Source organism: Roseburia sp. AF22-2LB (assembly GCF_003461125.1).
In the GTDB taxonomy this organism is placed as follows: Bacteria; Bacillota; Clostridia; order Lachnospirales; family Lachnospiraceae; genus Roseburia_C; species Roseburia_C amylophila.
Map to the genome: position 1 here is coordinate 306,601 of NZ_QTWM01000001.1, position 18,834 is coordinate 325,434.

Below are 18,834 nucleotides of genomic sequence, written 5' to 3' on the forward strand. Positions count from 1 at the left end.
TTTTTTTTATGCTACCAGGCATCTGGAAGGAGCTGCCGGTGGCAGGTTTTGTAGGTGAAAGAGCATTTGTAAAGAACTGTTGGAAATAGGTTTACAAGAAGGAGAGATAAAAAATGAATGATGTAATAGAATTGGAACTCATAACAAGTGGAGAAGCAGAAGGTTTGCGTAAATTGCAGGTAGAAGCATTTATAGCGTTATATGAAAAATATCGGGATGATATTACAAGCCCGGCAAAAGAAAGTCTTGAAAAAATAACACAGAAGATAATTGAAGACAATTCGGATTTCTATTTTATTTTGTTTAATGGTAAGAGAGTAGGTGGTGTAAGAGTTAAATGGCATAATGGGAGAAATGTAAAATGGATTTCCCCTATTTTTGTTATTCCGCAATTTCAAAATAAAGGAATAGCAAGTGCTGTAATAGAACGATTATTTGAAATGTATTCTTCTGATACAATAGAATGGCGGTTAGATACTATTAAGCAAGAAGAAAAAAATTGCTATTTATATGAAAAATGTGGATTTGTCAGAGTCGGCGATGAAACAGTTATAAACGAAAAAATGACTTTAGTTGAGTATACAAAAACTTGTAAAAAATCATGAGGCAGAGTGACCTAAGGAGCCAGAAAAATGATAACAGAGGCATTTGATAATTCAGAGGCAATAATTAGACCGAAGGATTTTTATGGGGAGAAAAGGCAGTTGTGTGATAAGTGTATTATTGTTTTTTCAGAGCAGATATTTGACTATATACTGAAAACATATGCACATGAGCAGGCTGGTACAATAAAGTGTTGCAATGGAATTACAAAGGTATATGTTTTTGAAATAGATAATATGAAAATTGCGGCATACTTAAGCCATATAGGTTCTTCAATGGCAGGGAGTGATGTGATAGATGCAAATTGGCTGACGGACGCAAGCAGGTTTATTATGTTTGGTTTAGCAGGTTCGCTGGATAGTGACAAGACAACAGGAAAGTTTGTTATTCCAATAGAAAGTTACCGGGAAGAAGGAATGAGTTATCACTATGCAGAACCATCAAATTATATGAAAATTAGAAATTATCAGATTGTGAAATTCATATTTGATAATTTAGGACTTCCTAATGTGGCAGGAAAAGTCTGGACAACGGATGCAATATATCGGGAAACGAAAGCGAAGCTTGATGCAAGGAAAAAGGAAGGATGTATTGCCGTGGAGATGGAACTGGCTGGAGTTCAGGCAGTCTGTGATTTTTATGGTTGGGATTTATATAATTTTCTGGTTACAGGCGATGTGCTGGACCGGGCAATTTATGATGCAACTGGACTGGCGGCAGCAAACCATAACGTGGACAAATTATATATCGCAATTGAACTTGCCAAGAGAATTTGACACGTTGATATTTATTGATGAATCCAGTAGTAAAATATTATTTATAGATAGAAAAATCAGACAATTTGTCAATAAAAGGGTTGCAATTTGTAAAAAATAGTCGCATAATATCTATATCATATTTGGGAGAGTGAGTTATGAGAAATGAGCGCAGATATTATAATAAGAAAAAAATTAGAAGTTCACAAAAGAGACAATGCTTAAGGTGTTGGTTTTTTTGTGGACTTTTTTGTATTTAAAATTTGCAAAAATAATAGAGTAATTATTAAAGACAGTACTATAAGTGAGAGAGGTGATAAACGTGTCGGATGAAACAAAAATTTCTATCGCAAATACACATGTACCGGATAAATTATATGGTTATGGATTGCAGGTGCGTCAGATGTTATTTGAATTATTAAATTGTGAAATTAACAGCGTGGTAAGTGTCGAAAAATTCGATGATATAGGTATTGAAAATGGAAAAGAAAAAACAGCTATACAAACAAAAAGTGCATTGTCAAATAGAAATCCTGTTTCAGACAGGGCTATTGATTTGTGGAAAACCTTGTATAATTGGCTTCTTGCACTTAAGGAAAATGAACTGCCTATAGGTTTTACATTATTTACATTGGTTATTAATGTGAATAAAAGTGGAAATATCGTTACATGGTTAAATCAAGCACGTAATGAAAAAGAAGCAGAAGTGGAATACAAAAAGATAAGAGGAGAATTTATAGGAAAAAGTGGAGAATATATTAAGCAAAATGATTCTATTAATAATTATATAATGACATTTTTGGCAGAGGAAAACAAGAAGTATGCATTGGATATTATTGAGAAATTCAAATTAGTTGTAATAGGTGAGGGGCACACCGATAAAATATATGATGAATTTAGAGCAAAGACTTATTTGCCATCAGATATACAACAATTAGTTTTTGATAAAATGTTAGGCTGGATTGATAAAACGACAGCATTGCAGATTGAGAGTGGACAAGTTATGCAAATAGCTAAAGAAAGGTTTAATAAAGAGCTGACATTAACACAAACATTGATTAATCAAAATAAAGCTTTGATTGAATTGGCTCCAGGTCCAACAAAGGCAGAAATAGAATTGCAGCAAAATGAATGCAAGACATATATTAGACAACTTCAGATAATTAATTTAGATTATGATGCACAGTTAGTAGCAATAAATGATTACTTGAAAGCTTTTACAAATAGAACAATGTGGGCTGTAAATGGGGATATAAATGAAGAAATATTACAGGACTATTACAAAGAATTAGAAGAGCGTTGGAAGACAAAAAGAAATATTATAGAGTTGGATAAGGATGAATGGGAAGAGTCTAGAAGAGGTAAATATTTATATTATAAGTGCCAAGATGAAGATGTAAATATGGGAATAATGGTGATTCCAAGGAGCTTTAAGAATGGCTGTTATCATGAATTGGCAGATCAGCAACAAATTGGATGGCATCCAAATTATGAGCAAAAATTGAAAGAAGATGATAAAAATGTTTGATGAATATGATAATGTGCGAAATCCCATGTTGGGTGCATACCTTTTGTGGAACTTTATATTAGGATATTTTTCAGAAAAGAATGAAGCAGTACCACTTGAAGAACTATTTATTGTGTTGCCGATGACAATGAAAGAGGATATTGCAGAGCAGATTAAGTCTACAAACAAGGTGTCTGGAATGCGCATTATGTCTGACAAATTTATGAAAAAAGATGTTTTGAAAAATGACTTAATTAGCAATCTTCATAATGATATACAAAATATGAAAGATATAACAGCAATGTCAATAGCAGAAGCGATAAAAGCTGGATTGATTTCTATGGATATAGAAAATAACACATTTTTTCCACTGGAATTGAGAAAACGAAACAAGGAATCTGCTAATATTTTAAAAATGGGTAAAAATGCTGAAAAAATAGGGCAATGGTGTGCAGAAATGGATTTAATGCAGATTGAAGAAATTTTGAAAGTGAGGTTTTAGAATGCAATTTCAAATAGAAAAACTTTTATTGTGGCCTAAAAATCAAAAATACGCATATAAAGAGATTGCGTTAAATGAAAATTCAGTTAATGTAATTTCGGGTGATTCGAGAACTGGCAAATCAGCGATTATACCTATAATAGATTATTGTTTGGCAAGTGGAGAATGTTATATTCCCACGCAGACAATAAGGGATGCATGTAGCTGGTTTGGTGTAGTTGTAAAACTTGAGAAGAATAAAGTCTTATTGGCGAGGAGAGAACCAGGTGCACAAAAGTCAACAAGCGATATGATGCTTATTCAAGGTGAAAAAATCGAAATACCTGATATACCAGAGAAAAATTCAAATTGCCAAGTAGTAAAGAGATTTTTAGATGAGTATGCAAAGCTGAGTTTTTTAGAAACAGAAGATAATTATTATAGTAGTAGACCGGCGTTTCGCGATTTGATGTCGTTCTGCTTTCAACCTCAGAATGTGGTGGCAAATGCAAATATATTGTTTTATAAAACGGATAAGACAGAGCATAGAAATAAACTAATAAATATATTTCCGTATGTGTTAGGGGCTGTTACTCCAGAGGTTTTGTCGGCACGTCAGGAATTGATGGATTTACAGAGAAAATTAAAGAAGAGAGAGCGCGATTATAAAAAAATATGTGAATTAACTATTCAATGGGAAAATGAAATTAAAGCATGGATTTCAGTTGCAGTTGAATTAGGGTTATTAGAAGAAAATAGTAAAAATATGAGATTTGAAGCACAAATGAGGTTGCTTCAAGAACTTGTAAAAGATAATACGGAAGAAAAAGTAATCAGAGGTAATGCAATAATAAAGAGTTCAGAGGAAATGGTGAAGTTAAGAGAAAAAGAAAATGAACTTGCCATAGAACTTACAAAATATAAAAATCGCTATATTGAAATGACGCAACTGATGAAAAGTGTATCTGAGTATAGAGATGCACTTTCAATACAAGTTGAGAGATTAAATATTACAGAATGGTTGGATGAAAGAGCAAAAAGGGAACATATATGTCCTATATGTCAACAAAAGTGTTCTGATAATATTCAAAGAAATATGTATTTAAGCAGGCTAGAAGATAATAGGAAGAAAAAGAAACAGATGGAAGAAATTCCGGCAGCATTTGAAAGAGAATATGATATGGTAAAGGGACAGATTCAAAAATTGACTGATGAGCTTGCTGCGGCTCAAAGAAGAATTAGAATTGAGGAAAATAAACATTTAAGAGAGGCTGATGAACATAATCCAAATAGATACACATTGGATGGTATATCAAGATTTTTAGGGAAAATCGAATATGCGAGCCAAACTATAGCATCTTTGGAGGCTGATGGTGAGTTGAATGGAGAGATATTAAAGCTTAGGGAAAGAATTGATAAATTGAAAAAGATTGCAGATGAAGTTGTAATTAAAAGAAAAATTGAAAATGCAATTACAAAGATATCAGAAAAACAGATGGAATTATTGAAGTTGATGGATACAGAACGTCCAGATAATCCGTTTAGATTAGATTATAAAAATTTGACAATAGAGATAGATGGAGAAGATGATAGAAAAGATTATTTATGGGAAATTGGTAGTGGTTCAAATTGGTTAGCTTATCATGTTTCCACTATACTTGGATTGCAAGAGTTTTTTTCTACTTTTCAGTCTTCTGTACCTAATTTTGTTGTATTCGATCAACCAAGTCAGGTGTATTTTCCACATGGTGCAACAGATGATAGCCAAGTTAGGGAGTGGAAAGATTTGGATAGAGAGGCTGTGAAAAGTATATTTATAACTATGACCCAGAGTATAGCAAATGTTAACAACAATATGCAGATTCTTGTATTAGAACATGCTGATGCGTCAATATATGGTGATGTGAAAGGGGTCAATGAAGTTTGCGTATGGAGAAATGGTGAAAAACTGATTCCTGCAGAGTGGATTCAATAAAGCTTGAAGTAGTAGAGTTGGGAGAAAATAAATAATGTATATTTAAAAATTTTGATTGAAACAGAAAAATAAAGTTGTAAATTTACAATATACTTTGAAAGTGCGTGAATAATACATAAATGATTAAAAAGCAGAAAAAATAATTAAATAATTTTTTTGGTTGGAGGTGCTTGTTCCATGGCAAAAGAAGAAGATATAGATCCATTTGTTTCTATGCAACAGGAATTGTGTGATATGTGGAGAATTAACAATCAAAAAAAGTATGTCTTCTATTATGATGAAAGTAATAATTGTAGAAAGTTTTGGATTGATGATAGCAAGCAACAGTTTAATAGCGATTACAAAGCTGATTTTGTGCTGGGAGGATTAGTTAGAAAAGAGGAAGAAAAAGTAGAAGCTTCGATAGAAACATTCCGAAAACCTTTAATGTTGCAAGCGAATGTAGAGGAGATTAAGTTTAAAAACTTATATGCCAAAGGTAATTTTTTGCAATGCGTGAAGGAAAGACGATTATTTGAAACTTTATCATGGATAGATAAATCGCCCTTTTATATTCATTACACTAATGTGAACAATTTATTTTATACACTTGTTGAAATATTCGATTCTATTGTAGAATTTGATGAAATAAGTGAATTTGGATATGACTATTTTAAGTTGAAGAGTGTATTTTATTACATGTTTGAAGGAAAAGCAGATACATTACAAGCATTGATGTTTAAATATAAGTATCCAAATATACAGAAGGAAGAGATAGGATCATTTTGCAATGACTTACTGTTTCTGCTTGGGAGAAGGAGAGAAATGAGAGAAGAGGAAAAATTTCTTGCTGGAATGCTTGCTAGGGCTGCCGAGTTAGATGAATTAATATTTTTACATGAAAATGATGATTATGTTATGCAGGATAATTATGTAGAATTCTATATTGACCCTATCCGAAAATATCAGAAGTCAAAGCATATATTTGATGAGGAAACGACAGTGCAGGACATGGTAAAAAAACAGATAGCAATGGGGGATAATATGGCAGATAATTTTGAGTTTGTGAAATCTGAGACTGATGTATTCGTTCAGCTATCAGATGTTATAGCTGGAATTTTAGGGAAAATGTTTAAATATATAAATTCCACAAGTGTAAATCAGCGTAGAAAAGACGTTGAAAGTTTGGCAAAGCTTCAGATTGATAATATTTTATTGATTGATAAGTTGCGTACGGAGGCAAACAGGGAAAATTCTGGGTTTTTATGTTCGATTGGTCCATGTGATGCGATAGGAACACTTGATAGATTTTTTGAAATGGTAAAGGTAGAAAGGAAAAGTAGATTAAATAGGGAGTCTTGATAGTATGAATGCCTTTGCAATAGAAAAAAGGAAGGGTATTGAAAATTTCAGTGGATGAATTTGAAAAGTAGACATGTTGCAGATTTTCTTATTACAGAACCAAGAAAAATAAAAGACTTTCAATATATGTAATTTGCTCGAAGTGCGAAAATTTAATACTAATTGTTAGTTTGCATGGAGAAAAAAGGATATGGTAAAACATATGATAATATTGTTTGAAGTAAATTGTAGATAAAGGAGAGTTTATGAAATGAAAGCAATTAATTTAGCAATACTGTGTTTGGGAAGAAATTTACAGAATTTTTGTGAATATAAAAATTCGATGGCTGAGTGTTATAAGGAAAAAAGGGTTAAAAAGGATGAAATTGAAACTTTAATGGATTTTGTAAAGGCACTATCATTAAAAGGATTAGAAATGTCTGATTTGGATAATTTCTTTTATGGTTTTGCTATTCCTCAAATTTCTAAGGAATTTGATTTACTAAAAATATATGAAGACGGACCGGTTGTAAATATTGAATTAAAAAGTCGGGAGATAGAAAGTGAAAGGATTGAATATCAGTTAAAGAAAAATAGATATTATCTTTCTCATTTAAATAGAAAAATATATACTTTTTGTTATATAAAACATCAAAAAGTATACTTATATGATGGTAATAACTTGGAGAAAGTAAGTATTGATAATATAGTAAAATTGATAAAGTGTAGCAAAAGGTGCATTCAAAATAATATAGAAAAGTTATTTACAGCAAAGGATTATTTAATCTCACCAATAAATATGCCGGTGAAATTTTTACATGAAAGTTATTATTTGACTGCTCAACAAGAAGAAATTAAGAATAAAATTATTAATGGTATTAGAAGCGGAGAACAAAAGATATGGGGAATTTGTGGAACTGCAGGAACAGGAAAAACTTTATTGCTTTATGATATAGCCAGAACTTTAGGGGATGAAATGAAAGTATGTATTATACATTCAGGTATTCTTTCACAAGGACATATTGAACTAAAGTCTAGACAGAAGAAATTTGATATTATTTCAGTAAGGGATTGTAATGAGGATGTAGTATCAAATTATGAATGTGTTTTAATTGATGAGTCACAAAGATTGTATCAAATTGATTTTGATTGTTTAATAAAAGCTTTTAAAGAAAAAGGAATCAAATGCATATTTTCGTATGATTTTTTTCAGGTTCTTTCATATACGGAACAAAACCGTAATATTCCAGAACAATTAAAACAACAAGAGGAATTTGTTGAAAATAAATTGTCTGATAAAATCAGAACGAATGCGGAGATAGTATCTTTTATAAAAAATGTTATTGATTTGAAAAATAAACCCAAACGATATATTGATTATAGCAATATAGAAGTATTATATGCAGATAATTATGAAACCGCAAAAGAAATAGTAAGGCATTATGTAAATGATAAAAACTATAAGTTTATATCATATACACCTTCAAGGATTAGGTCGGATATAGATCAATTTAGAGATTATGTTAATACACACCATATAATTGGACAAGAATTTGATAATGTAATTTTTTCTATGGATAGAAATTTTCGATATACAGCAGAAGGAAGATTGCAAGGTAAGAAGCATCCGAATCCTGACTATATATTTTATAAACTATGGTATCAGGGAGTTTCTCGCGCAAGAGAAAAATTGTGTATTCTAATAATTGATAATGAAGAATTGTTTGAAAAAATTTTAAGTGTTAAATTGCAATTTGAAAATTAGGTTGAGAATAACAGTTGATACAATACCTAGAGTTTTTTATTATGAAAACGTCTGGTGAGGGAGAAAGTGAACGGGTGAAATATACAGTTTCAGATGCAGTACGATGCGGGTGGATAAAATCATATTCAGAAGAGGGAATGGAAAAACAATTATAAACCATGAACACAATTTGCAGAGATATCTTCCGGGCCATTCATGAGAGAAAATGGCTCAGTATAGAGTACAGAAACGGAAAAGATGAAGTAACAAAATATTGGATTGGAATTATGGAGATAGACCCTATCCGGAAATCCATGCATGTAATGGGACTGCATTTGGGGCAGTATACCACAATGAGCCTTTACATTTATATTGATTCCATACTGTCATCGGCAGTAATAGAAGGCTCTTATTTTGAAACAAAGCAGGAGCTGATAGATGATATTACATATAACCAGGGAAAATACCGGAGAATCTTTGATAATATTGCAAATCTGAAGGTGCTCAATTATCTTGTTGACTGCAATAAAATGGATTCTGTACCTTACAAAACAGATTATGCACTCATTGAGCATCTGGATGGTGAATGGCAGGGAGCTTATAAGCTCGCACCGGAGCAGTTTAAGCAGATTGTATCGAAGTTCCAATATGGAGCAAAGGATGCTGCATCCAACAAGAAAATGAAGCAGCTTGCAATAAATGTATTAAGTATACACACGCCGAAGGGGATTTATGTGCTGGCGTACAGAAAGCTGCGGTTGGATGTGTTGAAGAGAACCCTAAGGCAGGATGAAGAAATAACCGTCTGTATGGAGTTTGCGTTGGAGAAGAATAAGCCGGAAGCAAAATTCGGAATAAGGAAATTCCTAGATGCAGATGACTATGAACTTTTAAATGATTTTGAAAAGAATCAGGAGCTGATAAAAGATAAAATAACGAAGTCCAATCCCCAGATAAACGGTGTAGATGATATGCCATATGTAATTGCAGTCGGCAGGGATTTGCTGGTGGATCTTCATCAGGAGTATGAAGCAATTCATAAAATGTATGAAAAAGATGAAGTGACCATTCCGATAAAAGCATTTTTCGGAGAACTGTTAAAACAGGTAGACCGGAGAAAAAATTATCCGATAACACTTTTAGATCGGAAAATCAATCTGGATCAGCTTCTGGCAATTCATAATGCCATGAAATATCCGCTGGCATATATCCAGGGACCGCCGGGAACCGGCAAAACAAATACCATCGTAAATACTATGGTGACTGCTTTCTTTAACGAGAAAACGGTCTTATTTGCGTCTTATAACAATCATCCCATTGATGGAGTGTGCGATAAATTAAAGTCCATTCCTTATCGGAATAAGGGGATGATACCATTTCCAATTATCCGCCTTGGGAATGATAAATGTGTGCTGCAGGCACTGGATGATATTCGGGATTTGTATAAGCGGACAAAGGATATTTCCATATTTGACAGTACCCTTGAGAAGAACAAGGACGATAAGACGAGAAGGACGGAGAAGCTGACCAAGCTTTTACAGAGGCATGAAGAGAGAATCGAATTAAAGGAGCGGGAAGAAGCGATTCTTAAAATGATAGAGACTAATCAGCATCTGACCTTTCAGACAGAATTGCAGGGTGTTCAGCTTCAGGAGGTACGGAAAAAATTAGCAGAAATTGGTGAGATTACAGATGAAGAAGCATTGAAACTTGTAGTGGAAGATGAGGAGCTGTTTAAGAAATATCTCTACTATACGTCTGCAAAATATATCCAGCGTCTGAAGGAACCGAAAAATCAGGATTTAATGGAGATTGTAAACTGTCCGGATGAGGAAAAGAAAGTCAAGCAGTTTAATACCTATATCCGTCAGGAAGAAAATTTGAAGAAGTTCCAGAGAATTTTCCCGATTATTGCAACTACATCCATATCGGCACATAAGATTGGTGAGCCGGGAACTTATTTTGATATGGTCATCATGGATGAGGCAAGCCAGGGAAATATTGCCATGTCATTAGTGCCGATTATCCGGGGCAGAAGTCTTATGTTAGTAGGTGACCCGCAGCAGTTGAGCCCGGTAATTCTGCTGAATTCCATAGATAATGAGAAGCTTAAGCGGATTTATGGAGTGACAGATGAGTATGATTATATAAAGAATTCCATTTATAAGACCTATCTGGCATGTGATGCAGTCAGCGAGGAAATTCTGCTCAGCCACCATTACCGCTGCAATAAGAAAATTATTTCATTTAATAATAAAAAATATTATAACAACAAGCTGATTATCAACAGTCCGGATAAAGAAGCTAATCCGCTGATTTTTAAGAATATTCCAGCAAATACCACCAACTATAAGAATACAGCGCCGCAGGAAGTGGAAGAGATTATTTCGTTTATCAAAGAACATCCGGATAAGAGTATTGGTATCATTACTCCGTTTACCAATCAGAAAGAGCTGATTAACAAGGCGTTGAAAGACAATGGGATGGAAAATATTCCCTGCGGAACGGTTCATGCATTTCAGGGAGATGAAAAAGATGTTGTGCTTTTTTCGCTGGCAATCACCCAGCAGACTTATCAGGGAACTTATGACTGGCTGAAAAATAATAAAGAACTGATTAATGTGGCAACCTCCCGGGCAAAAGACCAGTTGGTAATATTGTCGGATATCAAGGAACTGAAGCGTCTGCATTCCGCTGGGGATGATGATATTTATGAGCTGGTAGATTATGTCCAGACCAACGGTGAGGCGCAGGTGACAGCAAGAGAGACCTCTTCCAGGGCATTGGGAATCAAGCCGTACAGCACGCAGACAGAGGCTGCATTTTTAACCACATTAAATCATGCACTAGATAATGTGCTGAATACAAATAACCGCTGCGTTGTGCAGAGAGAAGTCAGCATTGCACACGTATTTCAGGAAAATGAATCCTATGACGACCTTTTTTATACCGGAAGATTTGACTTTGTGGTATATGAAAAAGGATACCGGGGACAGGACATGCCGATACTCGCCATTGAGTTAGACGGAAAAGAACATAAAGAAAATGCCATTGTACGGGCGAGAGACGAGAAGAAAAATGCAATTTGCCGGGCACATGGATTTGAGTTAATCCGGGTGGAAAATTCTTATGCCAGAAGGTATAATTACATTAAGAATATACTGATACAGTATTTTAAGAGTGTAAGGTAACGAAAAAACCCTTGACATCTCCCACAAAACTAATTATATTTATAACAGTGTTATATAACACTGTTATAAATGAAACGGAGGCATCAGTGACTAAACCAATCGAAGGCGTATCGGAAAGAATTCTTTCCTGCGCAACGGAAGAATTTTTAGAAAAGGGTTATTCCGATGCATCGCTTCGCACCATTGCGGCGAAAGCGGGAACAACCACAGGTTCTATTTATTCCAGATTTAAAGACAAAGAAGGGCTGTTTGCAGCAATTGTAGGACCGGTGGCAGAGTATATGATGAATCTTTTTGTGAAGACGCAGGAAGAATTTCATGCAGTAGAGCCGGAGCGGCAGCCGAAAGAAATGGATGACTATGTAATATCCGGAATGGATGAAATGCTGGATTACATCTATGATAATTTTACCGCATTTCAGCTGTTATTAGAGGCGTCCTATGGAACGAAGTTCCAGAATTTTGTAGAACAGTTGGCAGAAGTAGAGGCAGAATATACCTACAAGTTCATGGAGGTTATTCATTTTCAGAATGATGAGGAAAATGAAGTGACGGGAGAATTCATCCATATTATGACAAGGGCATTATTTGACAGCATGTTTGAAGTTGTGCGTCATAAGATGGAGAAAGAAACTGCACGGAAATACGTTCATATGCTGGAAAAATTCAACTATGCAGGCTGGAATACCATTTTAAAATTCGAAGTGTAAAAGATAGTAAGACTGCTTATCTTGTAACAGCAGGAAGCAGTCTTTTCTTAAAAATATTGGTTAGTCAAACCTAATTTTCGTTAGACAGTGCTATATAATAAAAAATATCAAAAGGAGCATTAGAAATGAAAAACAATGCAAAGTTAAAAGGAAAAGATCTGATTAATGTAGGTATTTATGCAGCAATTTATTGTGTCATTATGACAGCTGTTGCCATGCTTGGCTTCATTCCGATTATGATGCCAATGTTATGTGTTCTGGTGCCGTTACTGGGCGGAATTCCAATGATGCTGTTTATGACCAAAGTCAAAAAATTTGGAATGATTACGATTTATTCCATAATCGTAGGACTGTTCCTGTGGGTTACCGGAATGGGATACTGGCCGTTTATCTTTGGAATTGTATTCGGTTTCATTGCAGACCTGATTGCAAAGAGCGGTAATTATAAGAGCAGTAAGAAGACCATTGCAAGCTATGCCGTATTTTCGCTGATTATCTTTGGAAACTTCGTTCCGCTTTTAATCAATGCAGAAGAATATTTCCTGACCCGCCAGAGTTTTGGTGAGGCATACATCACCAGCCTTACTGAAATTATGGGAAATACCTGGCTTGCTCCATTACTGGCAGTTTCCTGTCTGGTCTGCGGAATTATCGGCGGCTTCATCGGTAAAGCAATTTTGAAAAAGCATTTCGTAAAGGCAGGAATTGCATAATGCAGGGTAGCTTATTACAGCCCGATGAGAAAAGAACAGGAATAACCTTTGACCCGCGGACGAAAATGTTTCTGCTTCTTACGGTAGCAGTATTTGTTTTAGGCGGCGCCGGAGGGAAAAATGTGGATTTGCTGGCACCGATGTTGTGTGTGCTGCCTGTTGTTCTTTTTTTACTGGCTGGAAAATGGAAACGGGCATTTACCTATGTCCTCATTTATGCGGCGGCGTATCTTTGTTTCTGGTATTTCGGACCACGCACCACAGGCATTGTAAATTTCCTGCTGCTGGCACTCTGCGGCATCTTATCCCGGTTCCTGCCAGGAATCATGCTGGGCATGTATTTGATTGAGACAACAACGGTAAGCGAATTTACGGCAGCTATGTCGAAAATGCATGTGACAGATAAAATAACGATTCCGCTGTCCGTCATGTTCCGCTTTTTTCCAACGGTAGCAGATGAATTTTCATCCATCAATGCAGCCATGCGGATGCGTGATATCCGGCTGGGCGGCAAAAACGTGACGAAAATGATAGAGTACCGGCTGGTTCCGTTGATGGTCTGTTCTGCAAAAATAGGGGAAGAATTAAATGCGGCAGCGCTGACCAGAGGCTTAGGCGGAGAAGTGCGGCGCACCAATGTATGCAAAATCGGTTTTCATATGCAGGATATATTGCTGTTTCTCATTGCATTAAGTCCGTATGCGGCATGGATTGCAGGGCTTGTAGCATAGAAAGGTGGAACGGACGAATGATAGAGATTTCAAATGTTAATTTTCAATATGGAACCGCTGACATAGGCGCACTCCATAATATTAATCTGTCTGTTGCGGACGGCTCCTGCGTCTTATTGTGCGGAGAATCCGGCTGTGGCAAGACTACGATTACAAGACTTTTAAACGGACTGACTCCACATTTTTATGAAGGTACATTAGAGGGCGAGATAACAGTAAACGGGCTTAAGGTAAAAGAAGAAGAGCTTTATATCATTGCATCGAGGGTCGGAAGTGTATTCCAGAATCCAAGAAGCCAGTTCTTCTGTCTGGATACCAACAGCGAGGTGGCATTTGGATGTGAAAATATGGGATTGCCGGAGCAGGAAATCCTAAAGCGGAGAGAACAGGCAGTCCGTGATTTAAACATGGAAAAGTTAATGAACCGCAATATCTTTCGATTATCCGGAGGTGAAAAGCAGAAGGTTGCCTGTGCGTCAGTGGCAGCCATGCAGCCGGAAGTGCTGGTGTTGGATGAGCCTACCTCAAATCTTGATTTGGATGCCATTGAAGATTTAAAAGAAACACTAAAACTGTGGAAGGCGCAGGGAAAGACCATCGTGATTGCAGAACACCGGCTTTACTGGCTGAAGGAAATCTGCGACCGGGTTATATATTTAAAAGAAGGCAGCGTGTTATTTGACATATCCATGGAAGAATTCCGGACATTTCCACCGGAACGGTTAGAAGAATTGGGACTGCGCCGCATGACAACGGTTGCAGCAGATTTCCCGGAGGAGCCGAAAACTGCAAACTTATGGAAAACAACAAACTTGCATGGAGCAACAGAAAAATCGGCAATAACAGAAGCAGTAGAACCGGGCGTACAGAAGCAGGCAACTCTCCCGGCAATAGAATTCCACAATTACAACTTTTCCTATGAAAAGCTGCCGGTTCTTAAAGTGAAAGATTTTTCGCTCCCGGAGGGAAGCATTGTGGCAGTTACCGGACATAATGGAGCAGGAAAATCCACATTTTTACGGTGTATGTGCGGTCTTGAGAAGAAGTTTAAAGGACAGACAAAGCTGCATGGAAAATGGCAGAAACCGGGACAGATGTTAAAGGAATGCTATATGGTCATGCAGGATGTGAACCATCAGTTGTTCTGCGAGACCGTGGAGGATGAAATCCGCCTTGGCATGAATGAAGCAGAAGAAGCAAAAGTGCCACAGGTATTAAAAGAACTTGATTTATCAGAACTTACAGAACGGCATCCCATGTCTTTGTCTGGCGGACAGAAACAGCGGGTGGCGATTGCATCGGCACTATTGGCGGATAAGTCGGTACTGATTTTTGACGAACCTACCAGCGGACTGGACTACCGCCATATGAAGCAGACGGCAGACTTATTTTTACATCTGAAGAAATACGGTAAAACAACATTTATTATTACCCATGACCCGGAGCTTATTGCAATGTGCTGTACCCACATTTTACATATCGAAGAGGGAGAAGTGGCAGAGTATTATCCGCTGACAGCAGCACACCGGGAGCGGTTTTTAAAACAGTTTTCGTTTCAATAAGTAGAAAGAATCAATTATTTTTAAAGGAGGAGAAGAAAAAGTGAAAAAGGAAAGTTCCTTATCAAAGCTTTTTGTCTATGCCGGTAAATTCCGCTATCTGACTATAGCATCCTGGATTTTATCGGTAATCAGCGTATGGCTGGCTTTGGTACCATTTTATTACATCTGGAGAATTATGAAAGAAGTGCTTTCTGTGGCACCGGATTTTGGCAAAGCAGCTCATTTAAAAGAATATGGCTGGGCAGCCGTTGGATTTGCCATTTTATCCATGCTGGTTTATGTGTGCGCGCTGATGTGTTCCCATCTGGCAGCATTCCGCGTCCAGGCAAATATCCGTACCAGCCTGATGCGGCATATCCTGACACTGCCAATGGGATTTTTAGATAAAGACGGAACCGGCAAAATCCGTAAAATCGTCAATGAATCCAGCGCAGCAACAGAGACCTATCTGGCGCACCAGTTACCGGATCAGGCAGGAGCCATCGCAACACCGGCAGGTCTTTTGGTATTGCTTATGGTATTTGATTTCCGGCTTGGTCTTTTGAGTCTGATTCCTGTGGTGGCAGCATTTTTGATTATGGGAACCATGACCGGACAGCGTATGAAAGATAAGATGGAAGAATATCAGAATGCATTGGACGAAATGTCCAGCGAAGCAGTGGAATATGTCCGTGGAATCCCGGTAGTAAAGACTTTCGGACAGTCGGTATTTTCATTCAAACGCTTTCAGACCTCTATCAGGAAATATGAAAAATGGACGATTGCGTACACGAAGGAAATGCGGGCACCGATGACGGGCTATACAACAGCAATCAATGCGGTATTTGCAGTGCTGATTGCAGCAACATATTTTTTTGCCGGAAAAGGAGGAGATAATACCTTTTTATTGAATCTTTTGTTCTATATTATCATTACGCCGATTATCACTGTGACCATGAATAAAATTATGTATTCCAGTGAAAATCAGCTGATTGTAGCAGATGCAATTTCCCGTATCGAAAGTATTTTAGAAAAGAAACCGTTACCGGAAACCGCCCATGCACAGGAGCCGGAGAACAACTCCATTACCTTTGAAAATGTATCCTTTCGCTATGAAGATGCCGGAAGAGATGCACTGCATCAGATTAATCTTGTCATCAAAGAGGGCGAGCATGTGGCATTTGTAGGACCGTCCGGCGGCGGAAAGACGACGCTGGCAAGCCTTGTGGCAAGATTCTTTGATACTACGGAAGGGCGCATCCTGATTGGAAATAAGGATGTGAAGGAAATTTCTTCCAGGCAGTTAATGGATATGGTGTCTTTTGTATTTCAGGACAGCAAATTATTAAAAACTTCCATTTTGGAAAATGTTCGCATGGGAAAGAAGGAGACAACCAGAGAAGAAGTCATGCAGGCGTTAAAGGAAGCCCAGTGTGAAGATATTATTGCGAAGCTTCCGGATGGAATTGATACAGTAATCGGAAGTAGCGGAACCTATGTATCCGGTGGAGAAGCCCAGCGGCTTTCCATTGCAAGAGCCATGTTAAAGAATGCACCGATTCTGATTTTGGATGAAGCAACAGCCTTTGCAGACCCGGATAATGAAGCAAAGGTGCAGGAAGCGTTTTCCAGACTGTCTAAGGGCAAGACCGTAATTATGATTGCCCATCGTCTGTCCTCTATTGTAGACGCAGACCGGATTTGCGTTTTAAAGGATGGCAGTATTGCAGAAGAGGGAACCCATGAGACGTTACTTCAGAAAAATGGTGTATATGCTCATATGTGGGAAGAATACAACAAATCGGTACAGTGGAAGGTAGGTGCGTAACATGAGCTGGAAAGAAAAAATACAACATAAATATGCACTTTCAGAGCAGGGTGCAAATGACATGATAAAGGCATTTCTGACAGCAACCGTTTCCAATATTGTGTTGATGTTTCCGGTGGGACTGCTGTATTTTCTGGTGGAGGATTATCTGAATGATAACTTGAGCGGCAGAGGCGTGTTCTACCTTGTGGGAAGTATTCTCTGTCTGGTTCTGATCGCAGTGACAACGTATATCCAGTATAACTGCACCTTCCTTGCCACCTATGTGGAAAGTGGTGTGCGAAGAATTACGCTGGCAGAAAAATTAAGAAAGATTCCATTATCTTTCTTTGGCAAAAAGGATTTATCCGATTTGACCAGCACCATTATGGCGGACTGTGCCACGATAGAAACGGCATCCTCCCACTATATTCCGGAGCTTTTTGGAGCCTGTGTTTCCACCGCAATTATTGCTGTCAGCTTATTTTTCTTTGACTGGCGGATGGCACTGGCTGCGCTGTGGGTACTGCCGGTATCTTTTCTCATTGTGCTGAGTGCCGGAAAATTTTTAAGATACCTTAGCAGAAAACAGATGAAGCTGAAAATGGCCTGCGCAGATGGCATTCAGGAATGCTTAGAGACTGTCCGTGATTTACGGGCAAATGATGCACAGGAAAATTATATGGCTGGTCTTGAGAAGAAAATTAAAGCAGTAGAAAAGCATGCAGTGGCAGCAGAACTTGGAAATGCAGTCTTTGTATCCGGTGCCCAGATGATTTTAAAGCTTGGAATTGCAACAGTAGCACTGGTTGGCGGAATTTTACTTTCGAAAGGAAGTATTGATTTACTGACTTTCTTTATGTTCTTATTACTGGTATCAAGACTTTATGACCCGATGCAGATTTCCCTGCAGAACCTTGCTGCCATAATCAGCGTGGATGTGCAGTGCGAGCGGCTGGATGAAATTTTATCCCATCCGGTACAGAGTGGAAGCACCGAGATGAAATATGACGGATATGACATTGCATTTTCCCATGTGGGATTTTCCTATGACAGTCAGGAAAGTGTGCTGAAGGATGTGACCTTTACCGCAAAACAGGGCGAAGTCACTGCATTAATCGGACCATCCGGCGGCGGTAAGACCACGGTCTCAAGACTTGCCTCAAGATTCTGGGATATCGATAAGGGAACGATTACGGTAGGCGGCATGGACATTTCAAAGATTGACCCGGAAACACTGATGTCTCTTTATTCCATTGTCTTTCAGGATGTTACACTTTTTAACAATACGATTATGGAAAATATCCGTATTGGACGTTCCGATGCAACAGACAAGGAAGTCATTGCGGCAGCAAAATTGGCACACTGTGATGAATTTGCAGATAAACTGCCGGAGGGCTGGCATACCATGATTGGGGAAAACGGTTCTGAATTATCCGGTGGAGAACGTCAGAGAATTTCTATTGCAAGAGCATTTTTAAAGGATGCGCCGATTATATTCTTAGATGAAGCAACCGCATCCTTAGATGTAGATAATGAAACACTGATTCAGGAGGCATTGTCCCGGTTGATTCAGGATAAGACGGTTATGATTATTGCACACCGCATGCGTACGGTGGCAGATGCAGATAAGATTGTGGTATTAAAAGATGGAGTGGTAGCCGAAGAGGGTGCGCCGGAAGAACTTACAGCAAAGGATGGCGTTTACCGGCATATGGCAAAGACACAGCTTCAGGCAGCAGGCTGGAAATTGTAA

14 protein-coding genes are annotated in these 18,834 nt (G+C 37.5%); all 14 read left to right on the forward strand.

Annotation, left to right across the window (positions count from 1 at the left end; translation table 11 throughout):
• The first annotated feature begins 113 nt into the window (after positions 1-113).
• A complete protein-coding gene (locus DWX96_RS01395; protein ID WP_117841274.1) occupies positions 114-605 on the forward strand; it encodes a GNAT family N-acetyltransferase in 492 nt (163 codons plus the stop codon).
• A gap of 27 nt (positions 606-632) precedes the next feature.
• Positions 633-1,379: a nucleoside phosphorylase gene (locus tag DWX96_RS01400; RefSeq protein ID WP_118056545.1), complete on the forward strand. Its 747-nt coding sequence runs from the start codon at positions 633-635 to the stop codon at positions 1,377-1,379.
• 301 nt (positions 1,380-1,680) lie between these two features.
• Entirely contained in the window at positions 1,681-2,886 is a 1,206-nt protein-coding gene (locus tag DWX96_RS01405) for an ABC-three component system protein (protein ID WP_118056544.1), read from the forward strand.
• Positions 2,879-3,367 (forward strand): three component ABC system middle component, encoded by a 489-nt coding sequence (locus DWX96_RS01410; RefSeq protein WP_118056543.1) that lies wholly within the window; start codon positions 2,879-2,881, stop codon positions 3,365-3,367. Before DWX96_RS01405 ends, DWX96_RS01410 begins: the two co-directional genes overlap by 8 nt.
• Position 3,368: 1 nt before the next feature.
• Complete coding sequence (locus DWX96_RS01415; RefSeq protein ID WP_118056542.1) at positions 3,369-5,321, forward strand: DUF3732 domain-containing protein; 1,953 nt, start codon at positions 3,369-3,371, stop codon at positions 5,319-5,321.
• A 177-nt stretch (positions 5,322-5,498) separates the two neighbouring features.
• Complete coding sequence (locus DWX96_RS01420; RefSeq protein WP_118056541.1) at positions 5,499-6,662, forward strand: DUF3800 domain-containing protein; 1,164 nt, start codon at positions 5,499-5,501, stop codon at positions 6,660-6,662.
• A gap of 250 nt (positions 6,663-6,912) precedes the next feature.
• The gene (locus tag DWX96_RS01425; protein WP_118056540.1) at positions 6,913-8,406 is read left to right on the forward strand and encodes a DNA/RNA helicase domain-containing protein; all 1,494 of its coding nucleotides are present in this window, start codon (positions 6,913-6,915) and stop codon (positions 8,404-8,406) included.
• Positions 8,407-8,564: 158 nt separating this feature from the next.
• A complete protein-coding gene (locus DWX96_RS01430) occupies positions 8,565-11,576 on the forward strand; it encodes an AAA domain-containing protein (RefSeq protein WP_118056539.1) in 3,012 nt (1,003 codons plus the stop codon).
• An 86-nt stretch (positions 11,577-11,662) separates the two neighbouring features.
• Positions 11,663-12,286, forward strand: coding sequence for a TetR/AcrR family transcriptional regulator (locus tag DWX96_RS01435; protein WP_118056538.1), 624 nt, complete (start codon positions 11,663-11,665; stop codon positions 12,284-12,286).
• A gap of 125 nt (positions 12,287-12,411) precedes the next feature.
• Positions 12,412-12,999 (forward strand): MptD family putative ECF transporter S component, encoded by a 588-nt coding sequence (locus tag DWX96_RS01440; protein WP_118056537.1) that lies wholly within the window; start codon positions 12,412-12,414, stop codon positions 12,997-12,999.
• The gene (locus tag DWX96_RS01445) at positions 12,999-13,730 is read left to right on the forward strand and encodes an energy-coupling factor transporter transmembrane component T (RefSeq protein WP_118056536.1); all 732 of its coding nucleotides are present in this window, start codon (positions 12,999-13,001) and stop codon (positions 13,728-13,730) included. Before DWX96_RS01440 ends, DWX96_RS01445 begins: the two co-directional genes overlap by 1 nt.
• A 17-nt stretch (positions 13,731-13,747) precedes the next feature.
• Positions 13,748-15,292 carry an ABC transporter ATP-binding protein gene (locus DWX96_RS01450; RefSeq protein WP_118056535.1) on the forward strand — a complete coding sequence of 515 codons (1,545 nt, stop codon included), beginning with the start codon at positions 13,748-13,750 and terminating at the stop codon, positions 15,290-15,292.
• A gap of 40 nt (positions 15,293-15,332) precedes the next feature.
• Positions 15,333-17,099 (forward strand): ABC transporter ATP-binding protein, encoded by a 1,767-nt coding sequence (locus DWX96_RS01455; RefSeq protein ID WP_118056534.1) that lies wholly within the window; start codon positions 15,333-15,335, stop codon positions 17,097-17,099.
• Between the two features lies 1 nt (position 17,100).
• Positions 17,101-18,834 (forward strand): ABC transporter ATP-binding protein, encoded by a 1,734-nt coding sequence (locus DWX96_RS01460; protein ID WP_118056533.1) that lies wholly within the window; start codon positions 17,101-17,103, stop codon positions 18,832-18,834.